Below are 21,025 nucleotides of genomic sequence, written 5' to 3' on the forward strand. Positions count from 1 at the left end.
TTTATATACAGCGAATTACAAAAACTTTTTAACGCCCCTATAGTTAAATGGCATAACGTGTCCATGGTAAGGATAAATTTCAAGTTCGATTCTTGGTGGGGGCACCACTATTTCTTGTAGAAAATTTTTCTAATTATAATTGTAATTATTACTAAAATAAAAAATCCAATTAATGGCATGTAAATATCAGGAGAGAAAATCAAATCTATTAAACTTGGTGCCTCTTCATTTTGATCAATGATTTTTTCTAGTCCACTACCAAGTGATACCCATATAAAAACTTGAGGAATTAAACCAATAAAAGTTGCTATAAAAAAATTAGAAGTTTTGACGTTAAAAATGCAAGGTAAAACATTTGATATAGCAAAAGGAATTCCACCCACAAACCTATAAATAAGTAAAAAATTGAATTCAGATTTTTTAAATTTTTCCTCTAAATTTTGAAATTTATTTAAAAATTTTTCTTTAATTGTTTCTTTAAAAAAATAATTAGCAAACAAATAAAGGCCAGTAGCTCCTATAGTCATGCCTATCACAACCAATATGCTACCTAACCATTTACCAAATATAAATCCAGCTAATAAAGTTATTGGAGAGCCAAATCCGCCAGCTAAAACCCAAATAATTGTAAAAATTAAAAATAATAGTCCTAAAATAAATAGATTTGTTTGTCTTAATTCAAAAAAATAATCTCTATTATTTTTTAAAAAATCATAACTGGTAATTTCTTGAAGTGTAAATTTTGAAAATATAAAATACAGAAATAACAAAACTGCTGAAACATAGAATAAAGCTATAAAAATTTTGATTTTTTTTGTTTTTTCCATGAATATTAATAATAAATTTTAAATCTTCTAATTGCTATTTATATATTTAGTTAATATAAAGGGCCAAATTTTAAGAAAAATTTAACCTATTTATTCATATGAAAAGAACTTGGCAGCCAAAGAAAAAGAAAAGACTAAAGAAACATGGTTTTCGTTCAAAGATGAAAACTAAAGGTGGTCAAAAACTTTTAAAGAGAAGAAGAGCTAGAGGAAGAAAGAATCTTACAGTTTCTTCAACAGTTAAAAGAAAAAAGAAATAAATCTAATTAATGAAAAGCAAAATTCTTGCTCTTTCTAAAAATGAAGATTTCAAATCACTTTTAAAGAAAAGAAAAGTATCCAATAAATTTGTAACTATTTTTTTTGGAAAACTTTTAGGAAAAAATCCAAAAAATTTGAACATCAGCTTTGTTACTAAAAGAAAAATTGGTAACGCAGTAAAAAGGAATAAAATTAAGAGAAGACTTAGAAATATTACTAATGAGGCAGTCAAAAAAGTATCAATAAACTTTGATTATTCATTTCTTGTTATTGCTAAGCCAACTATGCTAAATAACGACTACTTAAATATAAAAGAAACTCTATTTAAAGATTTTGAAAGAATTAAATAATGAATGTTTTTACTAAAGGTTTAGTTGGTTTAATTAAAGGCTATAAATATTTAGTAAGCCCTTTATTAGGTCCTTCTTGTAGATATTTGCCAACTTGCTCTGAATACAGCATTGAAGCTTTAAAAACTTATGGTTTTTTTAAAGGTTCATTTTTAAGTTTAAAGAGAATTTTGTCATGCCATCCAATTAAATTTTTAGGTGGTGGTGAAGGATTTGATCCAGTTAATAAAAAATTAAAGGTTAAAAAATAATGGACCAAAAAAACGTCGTAGCAGCTATTTCTTTATCCGCAGCAGTAATAATTCTTTATTCATTATTTTTTGCACCAGAACCTCCTCAAAGAAATCAAAATTTAGCTGAAAAAAATAAATTAGAACAAAATTCAGATGCACCAAGTTTAGATCAAGAAGAAAAAGTAGTTGAAGTTTCAAGAACTGAAGCGATTGAGCAAAATGAAAGAATTAAATTTGAAAATGAAAATATCATTGGATCTATTTCACTTAAAGGTGCAACTATCGATGATTTAACATTCAAAAATTACGATACCACTCTAAAAAGTAACATAAATGTTACATTGTTAAATCCTAGAAATATTAAAGATGGATACTTTGTAGAAAGCGGATTTGTAACTACTGACAAAAATATTGATATTCCAAATTCAGATTCTATTTGGGAAGTAAAAGGAAATAAGCAATTAACTGAACAAAGTCCTGTTAGATTAACTTGGACAAATGATCAGGGAATTACTTTTGAAAAAGAAATATCTATAGACGATAAGTTTCTATTTACAATTAATCAAAAAGTAATCAATTCTACTGATAAAAAATACGATTTTTATTCTTACGGGCAAATCATAAGAAATAAAATTCCTGAAGGGTTAACAGATTTTTATATTCTTCACGAAGGTTTGCTAGCATCTCTAGATGGTGAATTAATTGAAGAGGACTATGACGACATTGAAGAAGAAAAATTTTCAATGAATGCCACAAAAGGCTGGTTTGGAATTGGTGATAAATATTGGATTAGTTCAATAGTGCCACCAAGAAATAAAGAGTTTAAAACTACTTTTGATTATAAAAACAAATTCAGAGCCAACTATATATCTACTGAACCAATAGAACTTGGAAGCAACTCTTCTATAAGTGAACAAATGCAAGTAATTGTTGCAGCAAAAAGAGTTGATACAATAGACGGATATGCTGCTGACTTAAACATTGATAAATTTGATTTAGTAATCGATTGGGGTTTTCTTTATTTCATAACTAAACCTTTATTTTATGCAATTGATTATTTTTTTGATTTAATGGGTAATTATGGATTAGCTATTATAGCTGTTACTTTCTGTATTCGTTTAGCATTCTTCCCGTTAGCTAATTTCTCTTTCAGAAGTATGGCAAAAATGAAAGCCTTAACTCCTGAAATGACACGTCTTAAAGAGTTACACAAAGATGACAAAATGAAATTACAACAAGAGATGATGGCACTTTATAAAAAAGAAAAAGTAAATCCTATGTCTGGTTGTTTGCCAATCATGATACAAATTCCAGTATTCTTTGCCTTATATAAAGTTTTATTTGTAACTATTGAAATGCGTCAAATGCCATTTTATGGATGGATCCAAGATTTATCGGAAAGAGATCCAACATCGTTGTTTAATTTGTTTGGATTATTACCTTATGACGTTCCGTCATTCCTAGTGATTGGTGCATGGCCTGTTGCTATGGGTGTTTCAATGTGGGTACAGCAAAAACTAAATCCTGCACCAACAGATCCAATGCAGGCAAAAATATTCGCATTCTTTCCACTTTTTCTAACGGTAATTTTAGCACCATTCCCAGCTGGACTAGTAATCTATTGGACAGTTAATAACGTACTGACAATGGCTCAACAACTTTTCATAATGAAGAGAACTACAGTAAAAACTACTACTTAGATGCTCTCATTAAGCGACGCTGAATTAAATTCAATAATACCAAAATCTGGACCTTCTTCTGAGCAAGTTAGAAAATATCTAGAAAAATATAATGATGAATATATCGTCATTAAGTGTGGTGGCAGTGTCTTAACAGATAGTAAATTATATGACATTTTAATTAATGATATATCAACTTTAAGAAAGCTAGGCTTTTATCCAGTTATTGTTCATGGTGGTGGAAAAAAAATTACTGCAAAACTTAATGAGAATAATATTGAATCTAAATTTATTAATGGACTTAGAGTTACTGATTTAGATACTATTAAAATTGTTGAAGAAGTGTTGTCTGAATTTAACCATGAGATAGTTCAATCTTTAATTAAAACTGGAATTGATGCGCAACAGTTTACCTCAAAGGAAAATTCAATAATTGAAGCGACAAAAGAAAATGAAGAACTTGGTTATGTAGGTTTACCGTCTAAAATTACCACTTCTTCTATAGAGGCTTCAATTAAATCTGACAAAATACCAGTTATTGCACCTCTTGGTAAAGGTAATGACGGTAATGTCTATAACATTAATGCCGATACAGCCGCTGGTTCAATTGCAAAATCTTTAAATGCAAGAAGATTATTAATACTAAGTGATGTCGAAGGTGTTTTGGATAATGAAAAAAAACTAATCAGTGAAATAAACTCAACTGTATCTGAGGAACTGATAAAAAAAGAAATTATAACTGGTGGCATGATACCAAAGATAAAAAATTGCTTAGATGTTGCTTCAAATGGTGTAAAAGGAGTGTGTATTATTGATGGAAGAAAACCGCATTCAATTTTATTTGAACTTTTATCTGACCAAGGATCTGGAACATTAATTAGAAAATGAAAGAATTAAAAAACATAAAGAATATCCTTTTTGACTGCGATGGTGTTTTATATCAAGACCTTGAAGCAGTGTTTGGTCAAGTTAGTAAAAAAATGACTGAATATATATCTAATAAACTTAATGTTGATTTGATAAAGGCAAAAGAATTGCAGACTAATTATTTTCATAAATACAACACAAGTTTAAATGGCTTAATGATACATCATGATATTGATCCTAAAGAATTTTTAGATTTTGTTCATGATATTGATTTATCTTTTTTAGAAAAAGATACAGCTTTAAGATATGAGCTAGAAAACCTTAATTTAAGAAAATTTGTTTTTACAAATGGAAGTCATGACCACGTAAAACATATTACTACAACATTAGGTATAGAAGATCAGTTTGAAGGCGTATTTGATATTGTAGATGCAGAATACCACCCAAAACCTGAAGCAAAAGCATTTGATCTTATGGTTGAAAAATTCAAAATAGATCCAAAAGAAACTTTATATATCGAAGATATCGCAAAAAACTTATCGATTGGAAAAGAAAGAGGAACTATTACTGCTTGGTTAATTAACGATGAAGAATGGGGGAAAAAAGAATCCAATAAAGAATACATTGATTATAAAATTGAAAATCTTACTTTATTTTTAAAAGAAATAAGGTTATTAAAAAACTCATAAATTATGTCTTTAGAAAAAATTATAAATGATGCTTGGGAAAATAAAGATCAGGTAAATCAAAACTCTGATCAGAGTTTAAAAGATGCAATAAATCAAGTAATTAAAGATCTAGATAGTGGTAAATCAAGAGTTGCCGAAAAAATCAATGGTGAGTGGGTAACTCATCAGCATCTAAAAAAAGCAATAATGTTAAGTTTTAGAATCCATGGTATGGAAACTTTAGATGGTCCTTACTCTGCTTGGAGAGATAAAGCACACTTGTTAAAAGGTAAAACTGCAGGGTGGTCTAATGATGATTTTGAAAAAGCAGGATTTAGAATGGTGCCAAATACAGCAATGAGAAAAGGATCTTACGTTGCTAAGAACGTAGTATTAATGCCAAGTTACGTTAACATTGGCGCTTATATTGATGAAGGAACAATGATGGACACTTTCAGTAGAGCTGGAAGCTGTTGTCAGATTGGAAAAAATTGTCATATCTCAGCTGGAACAGGTGTTGGAGGAGTACTAGAACCTGCACAAGCTTTACCAACAATTATTGAGGATAATGTTTTTTTAGGAGCAATGTCTGAAGTTGTGGAAGGTGTTATTGTAGGTGAAGGGTCTGTTTTAAGTATGGGAATGTACATAGGACAATCAACAAAAATTGTTAACAGAAAAACTGGTGAGATAACTTATGGTAAAATACCTCCATACTCTGTTGTTGTCCCTGGTTCATTACCAGACAAAAATAATCCAGCTGCACCCTCTTTATATTGTGCGGTAATCATCAAACAAGTTGATGAAAAAACTAGATCAAAGACTTCAGTAAACGATCTTCTAAGAGAATAGTAATGAAAACAATTAATGAACTTCAGTTAGCTAAAGAGCTAATTAAGTTCCCGTCTATAACTCCGACTGATGCGGGTGTAATGGGTCATTTGGAAAAAAAGCTTAAGTCATTGGGCTTTAAAACTAAAGTTTTAACATTTGCAGAAAAAAATACAAAACCTGTAAAAAACTTGTACGCAAGATTAGGAACGAAAGGTCCTAACTTATGTTTTGCTGGTCATTTAGATGTTGTGCCTCCAGGAAATATTAAGGATTGGACAATCAAACCTTTTAAACCTGCAATTAAAAAAGGTCATTTGATTGGAAGAGGTGCAAACGATATGAAAAGTTCGATTGCAGCTTTTGTTTCTGCTGTCAGCAAATATATATCTGAAAATAAACCTAATGGTTCAATTAGCTTATTAATCACAGGTGATGAGGAAGGTGTTGCAATTAACGGTACAAAAAAAGTTGTTGAGTATTTAAAGAAGAAAAAAGAAAAAATTGATTTTTGTATCGTTGGTGAGCCAACTAATCCAAGTAAATTAGGTGAGATGATTAAAATCGGAAGACGTGGCAGTATGAATGGTAAGCTGACGATTAATGGTGTTCAAGGTCATGTTGCATATCCACATAGAGCAAAAAATCCGGTAACAACACTAATTAAAATTTTCAATGAATTTAAAAAAATTAAATTAGACAAAGGAACTAAAGATTTTCAACCTTCAAATTTAGAAATAACTAGAATTAATATCGATAACAATGCTGATAATGTAATTCCTGCATTAGCTTCAGGAACTTTTAATGTAAGATTTAATAATAAGCATTCATCAAATTCAATTAAGACTAAATTAAATAAAATCATCAAAAAAGTTACCTCAAAGGATAAAGTAAAGTTTGAAATGAATTATAGAGTTTCAGGTGAAGCTTTTTTATCTAAACCAAATTCTACTACCTATATGGTTAGGGATGTAATTAAAAAAATTACAAAAATTAATCCAAAACTATCAACAACCGGTGGTACTTCTGATGCTAGATTTATTAGAAAAATTAGTCCTTGTTTAGAATTTGGATTAGTAGGAAAAACTATGCACAAAATTGATGAAGCTGTTTCACTCACTGACTTAAAAAAGCTTACACAAATTTATCAAAATATACTTAAGAAGTATTTCAATTGAAAACTGGGCTAATAACGACAAATACTTATCAAGATCATGATACTGGCAATGGTCATCCTGAAAAAGTAGATAGAGTTTCTATTGTCATAGAAAACTTTAAAAAAATAAATGATAAAAATCTAATTTGGCAAACGCCTCAAAAATTTGATCATCAGCTTTTAAAGACAACTCATTCCTCAAATTATATTGATTTCGTTAACAATTCTTTTCCAGCAAAAGGTTTGGATTTTTTAGATGGGGATACAATTGTTTCACCAGGAAGTAAGGATGCAACAGTTGATGCAGTTGGTTCAATTATAACAGCCATAGATGGTGTAATTGAAAAAAAATACAAAAATGCTTTTTGCGCAGTAAGACCTCCTGGACATCATGCAGAGAAAGAAAAAGCAATGGGTTTTTGTATTTACAACAACGTGGCTGTAGGAGCTACTTATTTGATAGAAAAATTTAAGTATAAAAAAATAGCAATAATTGACTTTGATGTTCATCATGGAAATGGAACTCAAGATATATTTTATGATAATGAAAAAGTTCTATATATATCTACTCATCAATTTCCATATTATCCAGGATCAGGTTCTGAAATAGAAAAAGGCAAACATAACAATATTTTTAATGTCCCTTTAGAGGCCGGGACAACTTCTGAGCAATACTTAAATGCATACGAACATGTTTTGAAAAAACTCAAAGAATTTAAACCAGATTTTATACTTTGCTCAGCTGGTTTTGATGCCCACAAAGATGATCCCCTCGCACAATTAAAATTGGAAACAGAAGATTTTTATAAAATTACTCAAAGAACCTTACAACTTGCAAAAGAATATTGTGATGGAAAAGTAGTTTCAATTTTAGAGGGTGGTTACGATCTTAATGCCTTAAAAGATTCCACTAAAAGACATGTTGATGCTTTGATAGAATTTAATTGATAAATTTGAATTTCATAATAAAGAAGCTTTAAAATGAAACTTTATAAAATTAAAAAATCAGACATTGATAAAAAAGGTAGAGGTCTTTATGCAACTAGAGATATTAAGGCTGGAACTAAGATAATTAATTATAACGGTAAACTAATCACAAAAAAACAAACTGAAGAGTCTGATAAATACGACAATAGTAAACCAATATACTTATTCACTATTAATAAAAAATATGACTTAGATGGAGATTTCCCGTGGAACACTGCAAGATTGATTAATCACTCGTGTGATAATAATTGTGACTATGATGGTAAGGGTCTCAAAATTTGGGTTAAATCAATAAGAGATATTAAAAAGGGTGAAGAATTTACATGTGATTATGGATTTGGCTATGATGAAAATTACAAACAATTTCCATGTAAGTGTAAATCTAAAAACTGTTGTGGTTACATATTAAGAGCAGAGTCTAGATGGAGAGTAAATAAAAAATTTGCAATGAGTAATAAAAAAAATCTAATAAAAAACTCTCTCAAGAAATAATCCAGCTGCGGGCGCAGGTGGAGCACACATTCTTCTATTCTTAGATTTTATAACTTTGGCAAATTGATCTAACGACCACTTTTTTTCACCAAGATATTTTAAGCAACCTACCATTGATCTTACTTGTTGCTGTAAAAAAGATTGTGATTGAAATTTAATAATTATTCTATCTTTTTTTGAGGTAACCGTAGCTTTTTCCATTGTTCTAATTGGACTTTTTGCATTGCAACTTGATGCTCTGAAAGTTGAAAAATCTCTTTTACCTAATAATTTAACAGCACCTTTCTTCATCAATTTAATATCTAATTCTTTTCTTACATACCAAGATCTATTTTTTTCAATCATAGGCATTCCTGGTCTATTGATTATGATATACTTATAAAGCCTCTTTTTAGCAGAAAATCTTGCATGGAATTTTTGTGGTTTTTTTATGCATTTAAGCAATGTCACCCCATAGGGATTTACAAAAAAATTAATAGAATTTACAAATTTTCTAATATCTTTTATTTCGGTATGACAATCAAAATGAGCAGATTGTTCAATAGCATGTACACCAGAGTCTGTTCGACCTGATCCATAAACTTTTATCTTTTCTTTTAAAATTTTAGATAATTCTTTTTGAATTAATCCTTGAACGGTATTCCCTTTTTTTTGAATTTGCCAACCTTTGAAACTTGTACCTACATATTCGATTAGAATTTGGTATCTAATCATTCGACAGAATTATTCCTTTTTTAATTCTAGATCCGAGCATAAATTCATTTATGGATTGCACTCTTTTACCCTGTCTTTGAATTTCTAGGATTTTTAAAGATTTATTATCACCACAAATTACCTCTAATTCATCAGATGTAACTTCACCTACTTTACCAACAGCGCTGCCAATCTTTGCTTTTAAAATTTTATAACGCTCACCAGCATAATTGAACCAAGCACCTGGAACAGGGTATAAACCATTAACTTTTCCAATTATTTGATCAGAACTATCATTCCAATTAATTCGACCTTCTGATTTTTCAATCTTTGGAGCATAAGTTGCACCACTATGATTTTGTTCTACAAAATTAGCCTTATCATCAAGAACGTCATCTATTTCATCTAATATCTTTTCCGCAGCTAAAAAGGATAATTTTTCAGATACCTCCTCAGTGTTTTCTCCATTGAGCTCTATCTTATACTGATTAGAAACTCCTCCCGCGTCTAGTTCTTCACTGATTTTCATCATGCTAATTCCTGTTTCTTTTTCTAAATTCATTATTGATCTTTGTATGGGGGCTGCTCCTCGCCATTTTGGTAATAAAGATGCATGTATATTTATGAACCCTTTTTTTGTTAAATCTAAAATTCTCTTAGGAATAATTTGGCCATAGGCAACAACAACTGCCAAATCAGCTTGTAAATTTTTTATATATTCAAATTCTTCATCATTATCTTTTAAAGTTTCGGGCGCCCTGTATTCAATATTAAGAGTTTCTGCGATTCCTTGAACAGGAGATTTGTTTACCTTTTGCCCTCTTTTAGATCTTTGTGGTGGTTGAGTGTAAACACAAGTTACAGGATATCCATTTTGATAAAGAGATTTTAATATGGGGACAGCAAACATTGGTGTTCCCATGAAAATTATTCTTTTTGGCATTTAATTATAAAACAGCAGCGTTTGATTTTAATTTAGATAATTTTTTTAAAATCATTGATTTTTTTAATTTAGATAAATAATCAATAAAAAGCACTCCCTCTAAGTGATCCATCTCATGTTGAATGCAAGTTGCTAACAAACCTTCAGCACTAATAATTTTCTTTTCGCCATTATAATCTAAAAATTCTATATCACATTTACTTGGTCTTTCTATTTCGGCAAATTGATTTGGTACTGACAGACATCCCTCTTCGTAAATTGATTTAATTGGATTTTTATTTTTTATTATTGGATTGACAAAATATCTTGGTTCTTTTTTGTTTTCATCTTTACTGATGTCCATAACTATAATTCTTTTTGGAACTCCTATTTGAATAGCAGCCAGACCTATACCATTTGCTGCATACATTGTTTCCAACATATCATCCATAAGTGTTTGTTCATCTTTACCAACACTATCTACTGGTTGCGATATTTGTCGTAAAATCTTATTTGGCTCTGTCAAAATTGTTCTTACAGTCATAAAATTATTTTAGTCTAATTTTTAAACTTTTAAAGGTAGAACTTTAAGAAGTATTTTATTTCTAATTGGATCAATATCTAATTTATTTAAAGTGCTTATTATGAAGTAGATAGTATCATCATCTATCTCTTCTAAATTATCTTGACCAATAACTTGAGCTAATCTCAATAATGCGCCACCTATATCTTCTTTGATGATCATATTTTGAATATCTGTGGGTATTTCCTTATCATCATTTATTTCATACAAATTGTCATATTTTTCTGAAACTTTTATTCCATCAGATTTCAATGCTTCTAAGAAAATTATATCTTTTTTTGAAAAGAAGTATTTTTTGTTTTTTTTGATTTTTTTAAGGAAATTCTCAACATCTTTTTCAATTTCATTAGTTTTATACTCGTTCTCAAAATAATTTATTAATTTTGATTGATGTAAAACTTTATTATTTATTTTAACACTTAGGTCCTCAATTTTTACGTTTTTGTTAGTGTTAGCACTATAAAAAGTAGTGAAATTAGAAGGCACTTCATCTTCATCAATTTGAGCTAAAAATTTATCTAGCTCCTTATCAAACGCATTAGCAATGTTTTCTTCTGTTAAAGAATCTTTTAAGAGTTTCAAAAGTTCTAATTTTTTTTCCACATCAGTTGTTAACAATATTCCTTGATAAACAAGTGCTCTACCTTCTTGTTTTGGTAAAAGTTTATAAGAATCTTTAATTGTTAATAGTTGGTTAATGTTAAATTGAAATTTTTTATATATCTCAAATAATTCTGTCTCTAAATAATTTTGATTATGAGTAGCATTTTCAATGACTGAAATTTTTTCTAAATCAGCAATATCAATTTTATCAGCATTTACTAAAAGATTAGCCGCAGATAAATAACTCCAAATCATTCTTGGTGTAGTTTCGTTAGGCTCGAACTCAAAATTTGGATTAGTTCTATGTGCTAAATGAAAATCTAAGATTGTATTCTCTGATACGGTTTCTTGACCCTCTTCAGATAAGCCTAACAAAAAATTTATTTTTGTTTCAAAATAATCATCTTTAAAACCAAGCTCTTTTCTTAAATCATAAATAAGTTGAGCCTGCTCTGATTGACCTGAATTTATTAGACAATATAGTTTAAATTTAAATAAATAATCATCTTCTGGAGCAGCTTGTGTCTTTTCAAAAATTTCACATGCTTTTTCTAAATCAGTTTTTGAAAGATGTGCATTTATTAAGTGAGTTACTAATTCTGGATTTTCATTAAGTAATTCATTTCTAATTAAATAATTTTCAATTAAATCTAAATTAGAATTTTTGATCAACCAGTTTGATTTTAATTTTGCAAATTCTTCAGATGAAATATTTTTATTTGGGTAATTTGCATTAGTTAACAATGAAATTTCAATTAAGTTATTTGCATCTTTCGATAAGTTAATTTTATCTAAACTTGCAAATATTTCTTTTAACTCTTTACCATTAGAGTTACGCCACATTTGCATAGTAAGACCATTTTCTGCTGGATCATATAAACCGATTATCTTTATCTCATTAGATTTTAAATCCTGTTCTTCTAAGATCTCGCTTTCAATCTTGAGACTATCTGTACTAAGTATTTGCTGCTCAGTAATTTGCTCCTCTTGTTCTACAATCTCATTGTTACTTTCTAAGTTTTCTTGAGACACATCATTTTGAGATTTATCGATATTCCATATATCAACTGGTTCGTCTTGAGAATTGGCATTAAGTGAAATTAAAAAAAATAGTATTAAAAAAATACCACTTTTCTTATTTAACAATTTTGAAATTTTCATTAGGAATTATTTTTTCAATTGTTTTTTTTGGTGATGGAAAATCTATTTCACTCAACAAGTAAACAGCACCCAGAATGATTAGTATAACTATAGATAACTTTATTAAGATGCTTACAATATTAAAGTTAGCTGATCTTGTTTTTTTTTGTAATAACATATATCCTAAGAATTATTTTCAAAATAAGACATATTTGTGTTTTTTCAATAAATAAACTTAATGAAATCTTATAAAAATATTGTTTTTTTAGGCATGATGGGATCAGGAAAATCAACCATAGGTAAATTGGTTTCAAAAAAATTAAACTTAAATTTTTTTGATATAGACAATGAAATTGAAAACAAAACGAAAATGAAAATTAAAGATATCTTTGAAAAAAAAGGGGAAACTTTTTTTAGAAAGTTAGAGGAAAAAATGTCAATATCAATTTTGTCAAAAAATAAGGGCGTTGTTTCACTTGGTGGCGGTGCATTTCTGAATAAAAACATCCAAAAAGAAATTTTGGAAAATCATTTATCTGTCTGGTTAAAGTGGGATGATACAACTTTGATAAAAAGGATAAAAAATAGCAAAAAAAGACCAATTGCATCAAAACTTAATGATGAAGAGTTAAAAAAACTTATTAAAGATAGGTCAAAAGATTACTCTAAGGCAGATTTGAAAATTAAATGTGATAATTTAACTAAAGATGAAATTTTACACAAACTGATTAAACTTAATGAAAAAATTTAGATTATTAATAAAAACCCCTACAAAAAACTACCCTATTCTTATAGGTAATAATATTACAAATAATTTAAAAGCAACTTTAAATCAAAACAAAATTACTATTAATAAGTGTCTTTTTTTTATTGATAAAAACTTAAACAAACAAAAATTAAAAGAAATTATTCAGCCATTTAAAAATAACTCAAAAATTATTTATTTTAATCCAAGCGAGAAAAGTAAAAATTTTAAAACTGTAATTCAAACTTTAGATATTTTACAAAAAACAGACTTTAATAGAAATGATTATTTAATAGCAATTGGCGGTGGAATAACAGGTGATACAGGTGGATTTGTTGCAAGTTTATTCAAACGAGGAATGAAGTTTATAAATATTCCAACAACATTACTTGCCCAAGTAGATTCATCAGTTGGAGGAAAAACTGGTGTTAATACAGCTTACGGGAAAAACTTAGTAGGTAGTTTTTATCAGCCAGAAATAGTAATTAGTGATACTAGTTTTTTAAGATCATTACCGAAAAGAGAATTAATTTGTGGATATGGTGAAATATTGAAACATTCAATTATTCAAAACAAATCATTTTTTAAATTTCTCGACAGTAAAGCTAACTTAATATTTAGGTTAAAATCACCATTTATTGAAAAAGCAATATTAGAAAGTTGTAAAATAAAACAAAATGTCGTGCAGAAAGATGAGAGAGAAAATGGTGTAAGAAAAATTTTAAATTTTGGGCATACTTTTGCGCATGCATATGAAGCTTCTCTAAATTACTCAAAAAAACTTAATCATGGAGAGGCCGTTTTACTTGGCATGATTTCAGCATTGAATTTTAGCAAGCAATTAAAAATTCTTAAAAAAAATGATTATGATTTAATTCTTAACCATTACTCTAAGATGAATTTACCTAGCAATATAAAACAATATTTTAAAAAAAGAGATATAAATAAATTAATTAGATTTATGCAAAATGACAAAAAAAATATGTCTAAAGATATTAATTTAATTTTGTTAAACTCAATTGGTAAAGTAAATCATAAAAATAAATTTAAAGTCGATAAATTAAAAAATTTTTTTAATAAAGAATTAAATAATTAAAATTTGAAGAGAATGAATAAACTTTTTCATTTCTTCATCTAAAGTTTTATAAATTAATTTATTGCTCTCAATTTTTGAATACTGCTTAAGTTGCTCAGACTTTATTGTAAGCTTAATATGAAATTTGGAGCCATCATTGCCTTTATGATTTTTGTGTAAGAAGCTTTTATCTTCAATTTTTAAATCTTCACATTGTATTTCAACTAAAATTTTTTCTTTTATTATTGAAATTAAATTATTTATATCCATAACATTACTTATATCATGAAAAACATTTGTGACTGGAATAATTGTAAAGAAATTGGAGCCTACAAAGCTCCTGTAGAAAAAGACAATAGCAGAAAATATCGTTTGCTTTGTCTAGAGCATGTAAAAGAGTTTAATAAAAATTGGAATTATTTTTCAGGTATGAATGATGATCAGATAATGGATTTTTTAAAATCAGATATGACATGGCATAAACCTACTCAAAATTTCAGTTCGTCAGATAATTTCTTCAAAGTTTTATGGAATGACACTCTCAAAGATGAAATGGATAAAGATAAATTTAAAAGTGATTATAATCATATGAGTAAGTTCAAATTTGATCATAAAGACATAAAAGCTTTTAGCGTCCTAGGTGTTTCGGTGGGATTAAAATGGCAGAAAATACAGGAAAAATTCAAATCACTTGTCAAAAAATTTCACCCTGATATTAATGCGGGCAATAAAAAGTACGAGGAAAAACTTAAATTAATAACGTTAGCTTATACTCAGCTAAAAAACACTTATAAGGAAAAAATTGACACCTAATTTGAACATAAAACCTGACATCAAATTATCATTAAAAAATACGTTTGGTATCGACTCTGATATGGAGGTTGATGCTTTTTCAGAAAAAACTGAATACGTTCCAGAAATAGATAAAAGTTATAAGTTTGATAAAGACACTACTTTAGCTTTAATTTCAGGTTTTGCTTTTAATAAACGGGTTTTAGTTCAAGGATATCATGGCACAGGTAAATCAACTCACATAGAACAAATTGCAGCCAGATTAAATTGGCCTTGTGTTAGAGTTAACCTTGATAGTCATGTTAGTAGAATAGATTTAATCGGAAAAGATGCGATTGTGTTAAAAGATGGTAAACAAGTTACTCAATTTAACGAGGGTATATTACCTTGGTCTATACAAAACCCTGTTGCTTTAGTCTTTGATGAATATGATGCTGGAAGACCTGACGTTATGTTTGTAATTCAAAGAGTTCTAGAGGCAGAGGGAAATTTCACACTATTAGATAAAAACAAAGTTATTAAACAAAACAAATTCTTTAGATTATTTGCAACTTCTAACACCGTAGGTCTTGGTGATACAACAGGATTATATCACGGTACACAGCAAATAAATCAAGGGCAAATGGATAGATGGAATATTGTAACAACTTTAAACTATTTAAGTTTAGAACGTGAGCTGGATATCGTTCTTGCTAAGAATAAAAATTTAAATAACGCTAAAGGAAAAGAAAAAGTTTCTAATATGATTAAAGTTGCATCATTAACTAGAAAAGGATTTATCGCTGGAGATATTTCAACAGTAATGAGCCCAAGAACAGTATTGCATTGGGCTGAAAATGCAGAAATTTTTAAAGATACAGGTTATGCATTTAGAGTTACTTTTTTAAATAAATGTGATGAGTTAGAAAAGAATACTATTGCTGAATATTATCAAAGATGCTTTGGAGAAGAGTTGCCTGAGTCTTTGTTAAATATTCAAATTTAAATGAGCAATAAAGAAAATTCTCTTAAAGAAAAACTTAAACAAGCTCTTTCATCAACTGTAAGGGTTATTTCGGATGATTTAGAGTTAAATAATAAATTTGATAAAAATAAAAGTTCAAAGAAATTTGATTTTTTTGAAATTGATAATCTTTCTGGACCAAGAGATTTTGTTAGATTAAGAGCAGAATCAGATTCAACCGCACTTAAAAAGAAATTTTCAGACGATATAGTTTTTAAAAAAAATTTACCATCTAACTCCTCGTGCAAATCACTTTATACAATTGCTGAAAAAATAAGATATGAACAGCTTGGGTATAAAATGCTTAAAGGTATAGAAAAAAACCTCAATCAAAATTATGAACAAGTAATAAATCTTAAAAGAAAAGATCAGCTAAAAACTAAAGAAGATGTTTCTGTGGCAGAAGCATTTGAGCTTTATATGCTCAAACACTTTCATAATATTAAGCTTAACTCTTTAACAAGTAGAATGTTGGATTTTTGGGAAAAAGATTTTGATGAATCTGTAAAAGACCACTTACATTTTCTAAAAGAAAACCTTGAAGATCAGAATGTTTATTCGTCTAAATTTTCAGAAATTTTACAGAACATGGACATATTTGATACAGAAGAAAATGAAGAACAAAAAGAGGAAAATAATGATGATGGACAAGATAATCCATCAAACGAAAATGAGGAATCTGACAGTGAAGACAAACAAGAACAAAGTAAAGATGAAGAAACTGAAACAAGTTTAGATTCAGATTATGATATCGATGAATATAAGATGGATGAACAACTTGTTGATACTGATTCTGATAAAGAAAGCTCTGAACAAGTAATTCAAAAATCAAATTTAAAGAATTTAAATTTAGAATACAAAGTTTTTACAAATCAATTCGATGAAGTAGTTAAAGCTGAAAACTTGGAAAATGCTGAAGAATCTGCAAAACTAAGACGAACACTTGATCAGCAGTTAATAGGCTTTCAGGATGTCATAACCAAGCTTGCAAACAAATTACAAAGACAACTTTTGGCTAAACAAAATCGAGCTTGGGATTTCGATTTAGAAGAAGGACTTTTAGATAGTTCAAAATTACCAAGGATAATAATGGATCCTTACAACTCTTTATCTTTTAAAAAGGAAAAAGATCAAGAATTTAAGGATACGATAGTAACTTTATTAATTGATAACTCTGGTTCAATGAGAGGAAGACCTATAACTATTGCAGCAATATGTGCAGATATATTGTCAAGAACTCTGGAAAGATGTTCTGTAAAAGTTGAGATACTAGGTTTTACCACAAAAAATTGGAAAGGTGGAAAGAGTAGAGAGCTTTGGAACAAACAAGAAAAACCAAAAACACCAGGAAGATTAAATGATTTAAGACATATCATTTATAAAGGTGGCGATACACATTGGCGACAAGCAAAAAATAATCTTGGGTTAATGCTTAAAGAAGGCTTGCTTAAAGAAAATATTGATGGGGAAGCTATTCAATGGGCATTTAATAGAATAAGAAAAAGAAAAGAAGAACGTAAAATTTTAATGGTTATTTCAGATGGTGCGCCAGTTGATGATTCTACTTTGTCAGTTAACTCAGGTGACTTTCTGGAAAAACATTTAAAGAAAATGGTAAAATTCATTGAAGAAAAATCCGATATTGAAATATTAGCAATAGGAATAGGGCATGATGTTTCTAGATATTATAACAAAGCAATTAAAATTACTGATGTTAATGAGTTGGGAGATGTGATGGTTTCTCAGCTAAGTACATTATTTGAAACCAAAAAAAAATTTCATTAAATATTAAATAGTTCTCTATTTTTCCATTTAATTAAAACTTCAGCTCCAGGTCGAGTTTTAGAATTTCTACAAATAATTTTTGCAAAATTTTTTTCTAAAAGCGTTTTTCCAATAAATATTCCTAAGCCCAATCCTGCTTTATCTTTGTTTTCTACATTTGATGTTTTTAAATATGGCTCTCCAATTTTTGGCAAAACATCTTTTGGATACCCATTACCGTCATCCTCAATTGTTATTTCAGTCATTCGACTATCACTTTTTAAATTTATAAATACTGTATCTTTAGAAAATTTATACGCATTACCAATAAAATTTTTCAATCCATAAACTATTTCAATAGATTTTGAAATTTTTTTAGGATCAGAATCTTGATCAAAATTAAATACAAATTTTCTATCTCCAACTTCCTCAAAGCTTTTGGTAATATCTGACAAATAATCTCTCATACTCAAGTCATCATCAATAAATTCTACTTCTTCTGATGGATTAATACTTAGTTTTTTAAGAATCTCTTCACATCGTTGTATTTGGCTTGAGAGTAATTCAATATCTTTACTTATTTCTTTATCATTTTTTAATTGTTTAGATAATTCTTGTGAAATTAGCTTTATCGTAGATAAAGGTGTTCCTAATGAATGGGCAGCGGCAGCGGCTTGACCCCCTAAAGATAATAGTTCATGCTCTTTAGCCATAACTTCCTCCATACGATTAAGAGCTTCCTTTCTAATTCTTGAGTCTTTTACAAATGAAAGTGCAAAATAATTAAGAAAAACTAATGCAATAATTAGCGCCATAGGTATTGCAAAATATACATATTGGTTGAGATTATTATCGTAATTTAATGGCGAGGGTAAAGGCTGATAATTAAAAGTTAAAAAAACAATTATTATTGATGTAATTACAACAATACTTAAATTTATTCTAAATCCTAAATTGGCAGCAGAAAAAACACTTGGTATTAGCAAAAAAATTATAAAAGGATTTGTAATACCGCCTGTTAAATAAACAAGTGTGCTTAACTGAATTGTATCAATCATTAGAAAAACAAATGAGCTTTGTTCTGATATTTGAACTTTTTTATATATGAGCTCTAGGTATAAATTGCTTAAAATTCCAATAAAAATTATTGAAAAACAAGCAAAATAATTAAATTCAAATTCTAAGACAAAATAAACTAAACTAATTGAAATTAACTGACCAATAATACCTATCCATCTTAAAAAAACATAAGTGGATTTTTTTAATGTAAAGTACTTTGAAGTTTCAAAAAAATTATTCACTAAATATCAAGATTTTTCACATTAATCGCATTTGATGTGATAAAATCTTTTCTTAGAGCAACATCATTACCCATTAGCGTATGGATCAAACTCTGATCTTTTTTGGTGTCTTTAGAGTATTGGACTTGTAATAAATTTCTTGTTTCTGGGTTTAAAGTAGTATTCCAAAGTTCTTCTGGATTCATTTCTCCTAGTCCTTTGAATCTTTGGATGCTCATTTTTGATTTTTCCTCATCAATAGCTTTAAGAAAATCTTTTGAACCTTTTTTTAATTTTTTAAGCTCTTTGCTATTATTTATAATGTAATTTTCTAACTCATTTTCATCTTTAATGTATATTCCTTTAGTCCCTTTATTTATTTTAAATAAAGGAGGTTGAGCTAAATATATATTTCCATTTTCAATTAACTTATTGAATGGTTTGTTATTAAAAAAAGTTAGTAGAAGTGCTCTAATGTGAGATCCATCAACATCAGCATCGGTCATAATAATTATTTTTCCATATCTCAAATCTTTAATATCTATCTCTTGAGATTTTGGATCTAATCCCAGAGCATTTATCAAAGTTAAAATTTCATTTGAGGAAATCATTTTTGATAAAGCTTTAGTTCTCTGATCAGTTCCATTGCCATTTTTTTTTGAATTTACTTCTTCTACATATGTATTTAAAATTTTTCCTCTTAAAGGTAGCACTGCTTGATTTGATCTGTTTCTACCTTGCTTTGCTGAGCCACCGGCTGAGTCTCCCTCAACTATAAAAAGTTCTGTTCCATCTTGTTTTCCTATTTGGCAATCTGCTAACTTTCCTGGTAAGCCACTCAATTCAAGAGCACCTTTTCGTCTTACATTCTCTCTGGCTTTTCTAGCTACATCTCTAGCTAGTGCCGCTTGAATTACTTTTGCTAAAATAATTTTAGCTACTGACGGATTTTGATCAAACCAAATTGATAGTTTTTCATTAACAATTGTCTCTACAATCATTCTTACTTCTGAAGAGACAAGTTTATCTTTTGTTTGTGAAGAAAACTTTGGATCTGGAATTTTTGCTGACAAAACACATGTCAAACCTTCTTTGATATCATCGCCTGAAATTGCTAATTTATTCTTTTTTAATAAGTTATGTTCATTTGCATACTTATTAACAACTCTTGTTAATGCGCTTCTAAATCCTAATAAGTGTGTTCCACCATCTTTTTGAAAAATATTGTTGGTATAAGGGTATACATCTTCAGAATAACTAGCATTCCATTTGAGAGAACATTCAATCTCTATATTTCCCTTTTTTCCTTCGATATATATGGGTTTTTTGAATAGTTCGTTACCATTTTTGTTTTCAAGTTTTTCTCTTTTTTCATCAAGAAAATCTACGAATTCTAAAACTCCACCATCAAATTTAAAATCGTTCTTCTTCTCTTTTTTTTGAGTAGCATCAGTAAAAATGATTTTTATTCCTTTATTTAAAAAGGCAAGTTCTCTCATTCTTTTGATTAAAATATTTCCACTAAATTTAATTGATGAAAATATATCCTTTGATGGAAGAAAAGTAATTTGTGTTCCTGTGTCTTTCGATTTACCTGTTGTTTTTAAAGGTGCTTCAGCTTCACCATTTTTAAATTTTATAAAGTGTTTTTTCCCATCTCTATGAATTTCTAATTCTAATTTTTCTGACAAAGCATTTACTACTGACACCCCAACACCATGCAATCCACCTGAAACTTTATAAGAATCGTGATCAAATTTACCTCCAGCATGTAGTTGTGTCATAATAACTTCTGCGGCTGATTTTTTTTCACCTCTGTGCATATCAACTGGAATTCCTCTACCATCATCTTTAACCGTAACAGTTCCATTTGAATTAAGTGTCACCTCAATCTTTTTACAATGTCCGGCTAAAGCTTCATCAATTGAGTTGTCAACAACCTCATAGACCATATGATGCAAACCAGTGCCATCATCGGTGTCACCAATATACATCCCGGGTCTTTTTCTTACAGCTTCAAGACCTTTTAGAACTTTAATAGAGTCTGCTTGATAGTTATTTTTGTTTGTCATTT

General features: G+C 28.7%; 24 protein-coding genes and 1 tRNA gene. 16 read left to right on the forward strand and 9 right to left on the reverse strand.

The window, feature by feature from the left end:
• Positions 1-33: 33 nt before the first annotated feature.
• A tRNA-Thr gene (locus ACTT9P_RS00495) sits at positions 34-107 on the forward strand.
• Here ACTT9P_RS00495 and ACTT9P_RS00500 read toward each other — a convergent pair.
• Positions 108-827 carry a TVP38/TMEM64 family protein gene (locus tag ACTT9P_RS00500; protein ID WP_440908735.1) on the reverse strand — a complete coding sequence of 240 codons (720 nt, stop codon included), beginning with the start codon at positions 825-827 and terminating at the stop codon, positions 108-110.
• Positions 828-925: 98 nt separating this feature from the next.
• Here ACTT9P_RS00500 and rpmH point away from each other — a divergent pair, with 98 nt between their 5' ends.
• The 10 genes from rpmH to ACTT9P_RS00550 are packed head-to-tail and all read left to right on the forward strand — an operon-like array spanning position 926 to position 8,351.
• On the forward strand, positions 926-1,087 hold the full coding sequence (gene rpmH / locus ACTT9P_RS00505; RefSeq protein WP_440908736.1) for a 50S ribosomal protein L34: 162 nt from the start codon (positions 926-928) through the stop codon (positions 1,085-1,087).
• Between the two features lie 9 nt (positions 1,088-1,096).
• Entirely contained in the window at positions 1,097-1,438 is a 342-nt protein-coding gene (gene rnpA, locus ACTT9P_RS00510) for a ribonuclease P protein component (RefSeq protein WP_440908737.1), read from the forward strand.
• The gene (yidD, locus tag ACTT9P_RS00515) at positions 1,438-1,689 is read left to right on the forward strand and encodes a membrane protein insertion efficiency factor YidD (RefSeq protein ID WP_440908738.1); all 252 of its coding nucleotides are present in this window, start codon (positions 1,438-1,440) and stop codon (positions 1,687-1,689) included. The genes rnpA and yidD overlap by 1 nt, the downstream gene beginning before the upstream one ends.
• On the forward strand, positions 1,689-3,371 hold the full coding sequence (yidC, locus tag ACTT9P_RS00520; protein WP_440908739.1) for a membrane protein insertase YidC: 1,683 nt from the start codon (positions 1,689-1,691) through the stop codon (positions 3,369-3,371). Before yidD ends, yidC begins: the two co-directional genes overlap by 1 nt.
• On the forward strand, positions 3,372-4,238 hold the full coding sequence (argB, locus tag ACTT9P_RS00525; RefSeq protein WP_440908740.1) for an acetylglutamate kinase: 867 nt from the start codon (positions 3,372-3,374) through the stop codon (positions 4,236-4,238).
• Positions 4,235-4,906 (forward strand): pyrimidine 5'-nucleotidase, encoded by a 672-nt coding sequence (locus ACTT9P_RS00530; protein ID WP_440908741.1) that lies wholly within the window; start codon positions 4,235-4,237, stop codon positions 4,904-4,906. Before argB ends, ACTT9P_RS00530 begins: the two co-directional genes overlap by 4 nt.
• Positions 4,907-5,737 (forward strand): 2,3,4,5-tetrahydropyridine-2,6-dicarboxylate N-succinyltransferase, encoded by an 831-nt coding sequence (gene dapD, locus ACTT9P_RS00535; RefSeq protein ID WP_440909958.1) that lies wholly within the window; start codon positions 4,907-4,909, stop codon positions 5,735-5,737.
• Between the two features lie 2 nt (positions 5,738-5,739).
• On the forward strand, positions 5,740-6,894 hold the full coding sequence (gene dapE / locus ACTT9P_RS00540) for a succinyl-diaminopimelate desuccinylase (protein WP_440908742.1): 1,155 nt from the start codon (positions 5,740-5,742) through the stop codon (positions 6,892-6,894).
• The gene (locus tag ACTT9P_RS00545) at positions 6,891-7,820 is read left to right on the forward strand and encodes a histone deacetylase family protein (RefSeq protein ID WP_440908743.1); all 930 of its coding nucleotides are present in this window, start codon (positions 6,891-6,893) and stop codon (positions 7,818-7,820) included. Before dapE ends, ACTT9P_RS00545 begins: the two co-directional genes overlap by 4 nt.
• A gap of 33 nt (positions 7,821-7,853) precedes the next feature.
• Positions 7,854-8,351 (forward strand): SET domain-containing protein, encoded by a 498-nt coding sequence (locus tag ACTT9P_RS00550; protein ID WP_440908744.1) that lies wholly within the window; start codon positions 7,854-7,856, stop codon positions 8,349-8,351.
• Here ACTT9P_RS00550 and truA read toward each other — a convergent pair.
• Genes truA through ACTT9P_RS00575 form a run of 5 tightly spaced genes read right to left on the reverse strand, consistent with a single transcriptional unit; the run spans position 8,325 to position 12,470 of the window.
• The gene (truA, locus tag ACTT9P_RS00555; RefSeq protein ID WP_440908745.1) at positions 8,325-9,065 is read right to left on the reverse strand and encodes a tRNA pseudouridine(38-40) synthase TruA; all 741 of its coding nucleotides are present in this window, start codon (positions 9,063-9,065) and stop codon (positions 8,325-8,327) included. The two genes, ACTT9P_RS00550 and truA, sit on opposite strands and share 27 nt — an antisense overlap.
• Positions 9,058-9,987, reverse strand: a complete 930-nt coding sequence (fmt, locus tag ACTT9P_RS00560) for a methionyl-tRNA formyltransferase (RefSeq protein WP_440908746.1) — start codon at positions 9,985-9,987, stop codon at positions 9,058-9,060. Before fmt ends, truA begins: the two co-directional genes overlap by 8 nt.
• A 4-nt stretch (positions 9,988-9,991) precedes the next feature.
• Entirely contained in the window at positions 9,992-10,510 is a 519-nt protein-coding gene (gene def / locus ACTT9P_RS00565; RefSeq protein WP_440908747.1) for a peptide deformylase, read from the reverse strand.
• A gap of 21 nt (positions 10,511-10,531) precedes the next feature.
• Positions 10,532-12,313 (reverse strand): hypothetical protein, encoded by a 1,782-nt coding sequence (locus ACTT9P_RS00570; protein ID WP_440908748.1) that lies wholly within the window; start codon positions 12,311-12,313, stop codon positions 10,532-10,534.
• Positions 12,288-12,470: a hypothetical protein gene (locus tag ACTT9P_RS00575; RefSeq protein ID WP_440908749.1), complete on the reverse strand. Its 183-nt coding sequence runs from the start codon at positions 12,468-12,470 to the stop codon at positions 12,288-12,290. Before ACTT9P_RS00575 ends, ACTT9P_RS00570 begins: the two co-directional genes overlap by 26 nt.
• A 60-nt stretch (positions 12,471-12,530) precedes the next feature.
• On the opposite strand from ACTT9P_RS00575, the gene ACTT9P_RS00580 reads away from it, so the two are divergent.
• On the forward strand, positions 12,531-13,043 hold the full coding sequence (locus ACTT9P_RS00580) for a shikimate kinase (protein ID WP_440908750.1): 513 nt from the start codon (positions 12,531-12,533) through the stop codon (positions 13,041-13,043).
• Positions 13,030-14,133 carry a 3-dehydroquinate synthase gene (gene aroB / locus ACTT9P_RS00585; RefSeq protein ID WP_440908751.1) on the forward strand — a complete coding sequence of 368 codons (1,104 nt, stop codon included), beginning with the start codon at positions 13,030-13,032 and terminating at the stop codon, positions 14,131-14,133. The genes ACTT9P_RS00580 and aroB overlap by 14 nt, the downstream gene beginning before the upstream one ends.
• On the opposite strand, the gene ACTT9P_RS00590 is transcribed toward aroB, so the two are convergent.
• A complete protein-coding gene (locus tag ACTT9P_RS00590; protein ID WP_440908752.1) occupies positions 14,122-14,382 on the reverse strand; it encodes a BolA/IbaG family iron-sulfur metabolism protein in 261 nt (86 codons plus the stop codon). The genes aroB and ACTT9P_RS00590 overlap by 12 nt on opposite strands.
• A 15-nt stretch (positions 14,383-14,397) precedes the next feature.
• Between ACTT9P_RS00590 and ACTT9P_RS00595 the strand changes: the two genes are divergently transcribed.
• The 3 genes from ACTT9P_RS00595 to ACTT9P_RS00605 are packed head-to-tail and all read left to right on the forward strand — an operon-like array spanning position 14,398 to position 17,692.
• Positions 14,398-14,925, forward strand: a complete 528-nt coding sequence (locus ACTT9P_RS00595) for a J domain-containing protein (RefSeq protein ID WP_440908753.1) — start codon at positions 14,398-14,400, stop codon at positions 14,923-14,925.
• Positions 14,915-15,889 (forward strand): cobaltochelatase subunit CobS, encoded by a 975-nt coding sequence (gene cobS / locus ACTT9P_RS00600; protein ID WP_440908754.1) that lies wholly within the window; start codon positions 14,915-14,917, stop codon positions 15,887-15,889. The genes ACTT9P_RS00595 and cobS overlap by 11 nt, the downstream gene beginning before the upstream one ends.
• Positions 15,890-17,692, forward strand: coding sequence for a cobaltochelatase CobT-related protein (locus ACTT9P_RS00605; RefSeq protein ID WP_440908755.1), 1,803 nt, complete (start codon positions 15,890-15,892; stop codon positions 17,690-17,692).
• On the opposite strand, the gene ACTT9P_RS00610 is transcribed toward ACTT9P_RS00605, so the two are convergent.
• Complete coding sequence (locus ACTT9P_RS00610) at positions 17,689-18,972, reverse strand: ActS/PrrB/RegB family redox-sensitive histidine kinase (protein WP_440908756.1); 1,284 nt, start codon at positions 18,970-18,972, stop codon at positions 17,689-17,691. The genes ACTT9P_RS00605 and ACTT9P_RS00610 overlap by 4 nt on opposite strands.
• Complete coding sequence (locus ACTT9P_RS00615; RefSeq protein WP_440908757.1) at positions 18,972-21,023, reverse strand: DNA gyrase subunit B; 2,052 nt, start codon at positions 21,021-21,023, stop codon at positions 18,972-18,974. The genes ACTT9P_RS00610 and ACTT9P_RS00615 overlap by 1 nt, the downstream gene beginning before the upstream one ends.
• Positions 21,024-21,025 lie beyond the last annotated feature (2 nt).

The organism is Candidatus Pelagibacter sp., from assembly GCF_052048095.1.
In the GTDB taxonomy this organism is placed as follows: domain Bacteria; phylum Pseudomonadota; class Alphaproteobacteria; order Pelagibacterales; family Pelagibacteraceae; genus Pelagibacter.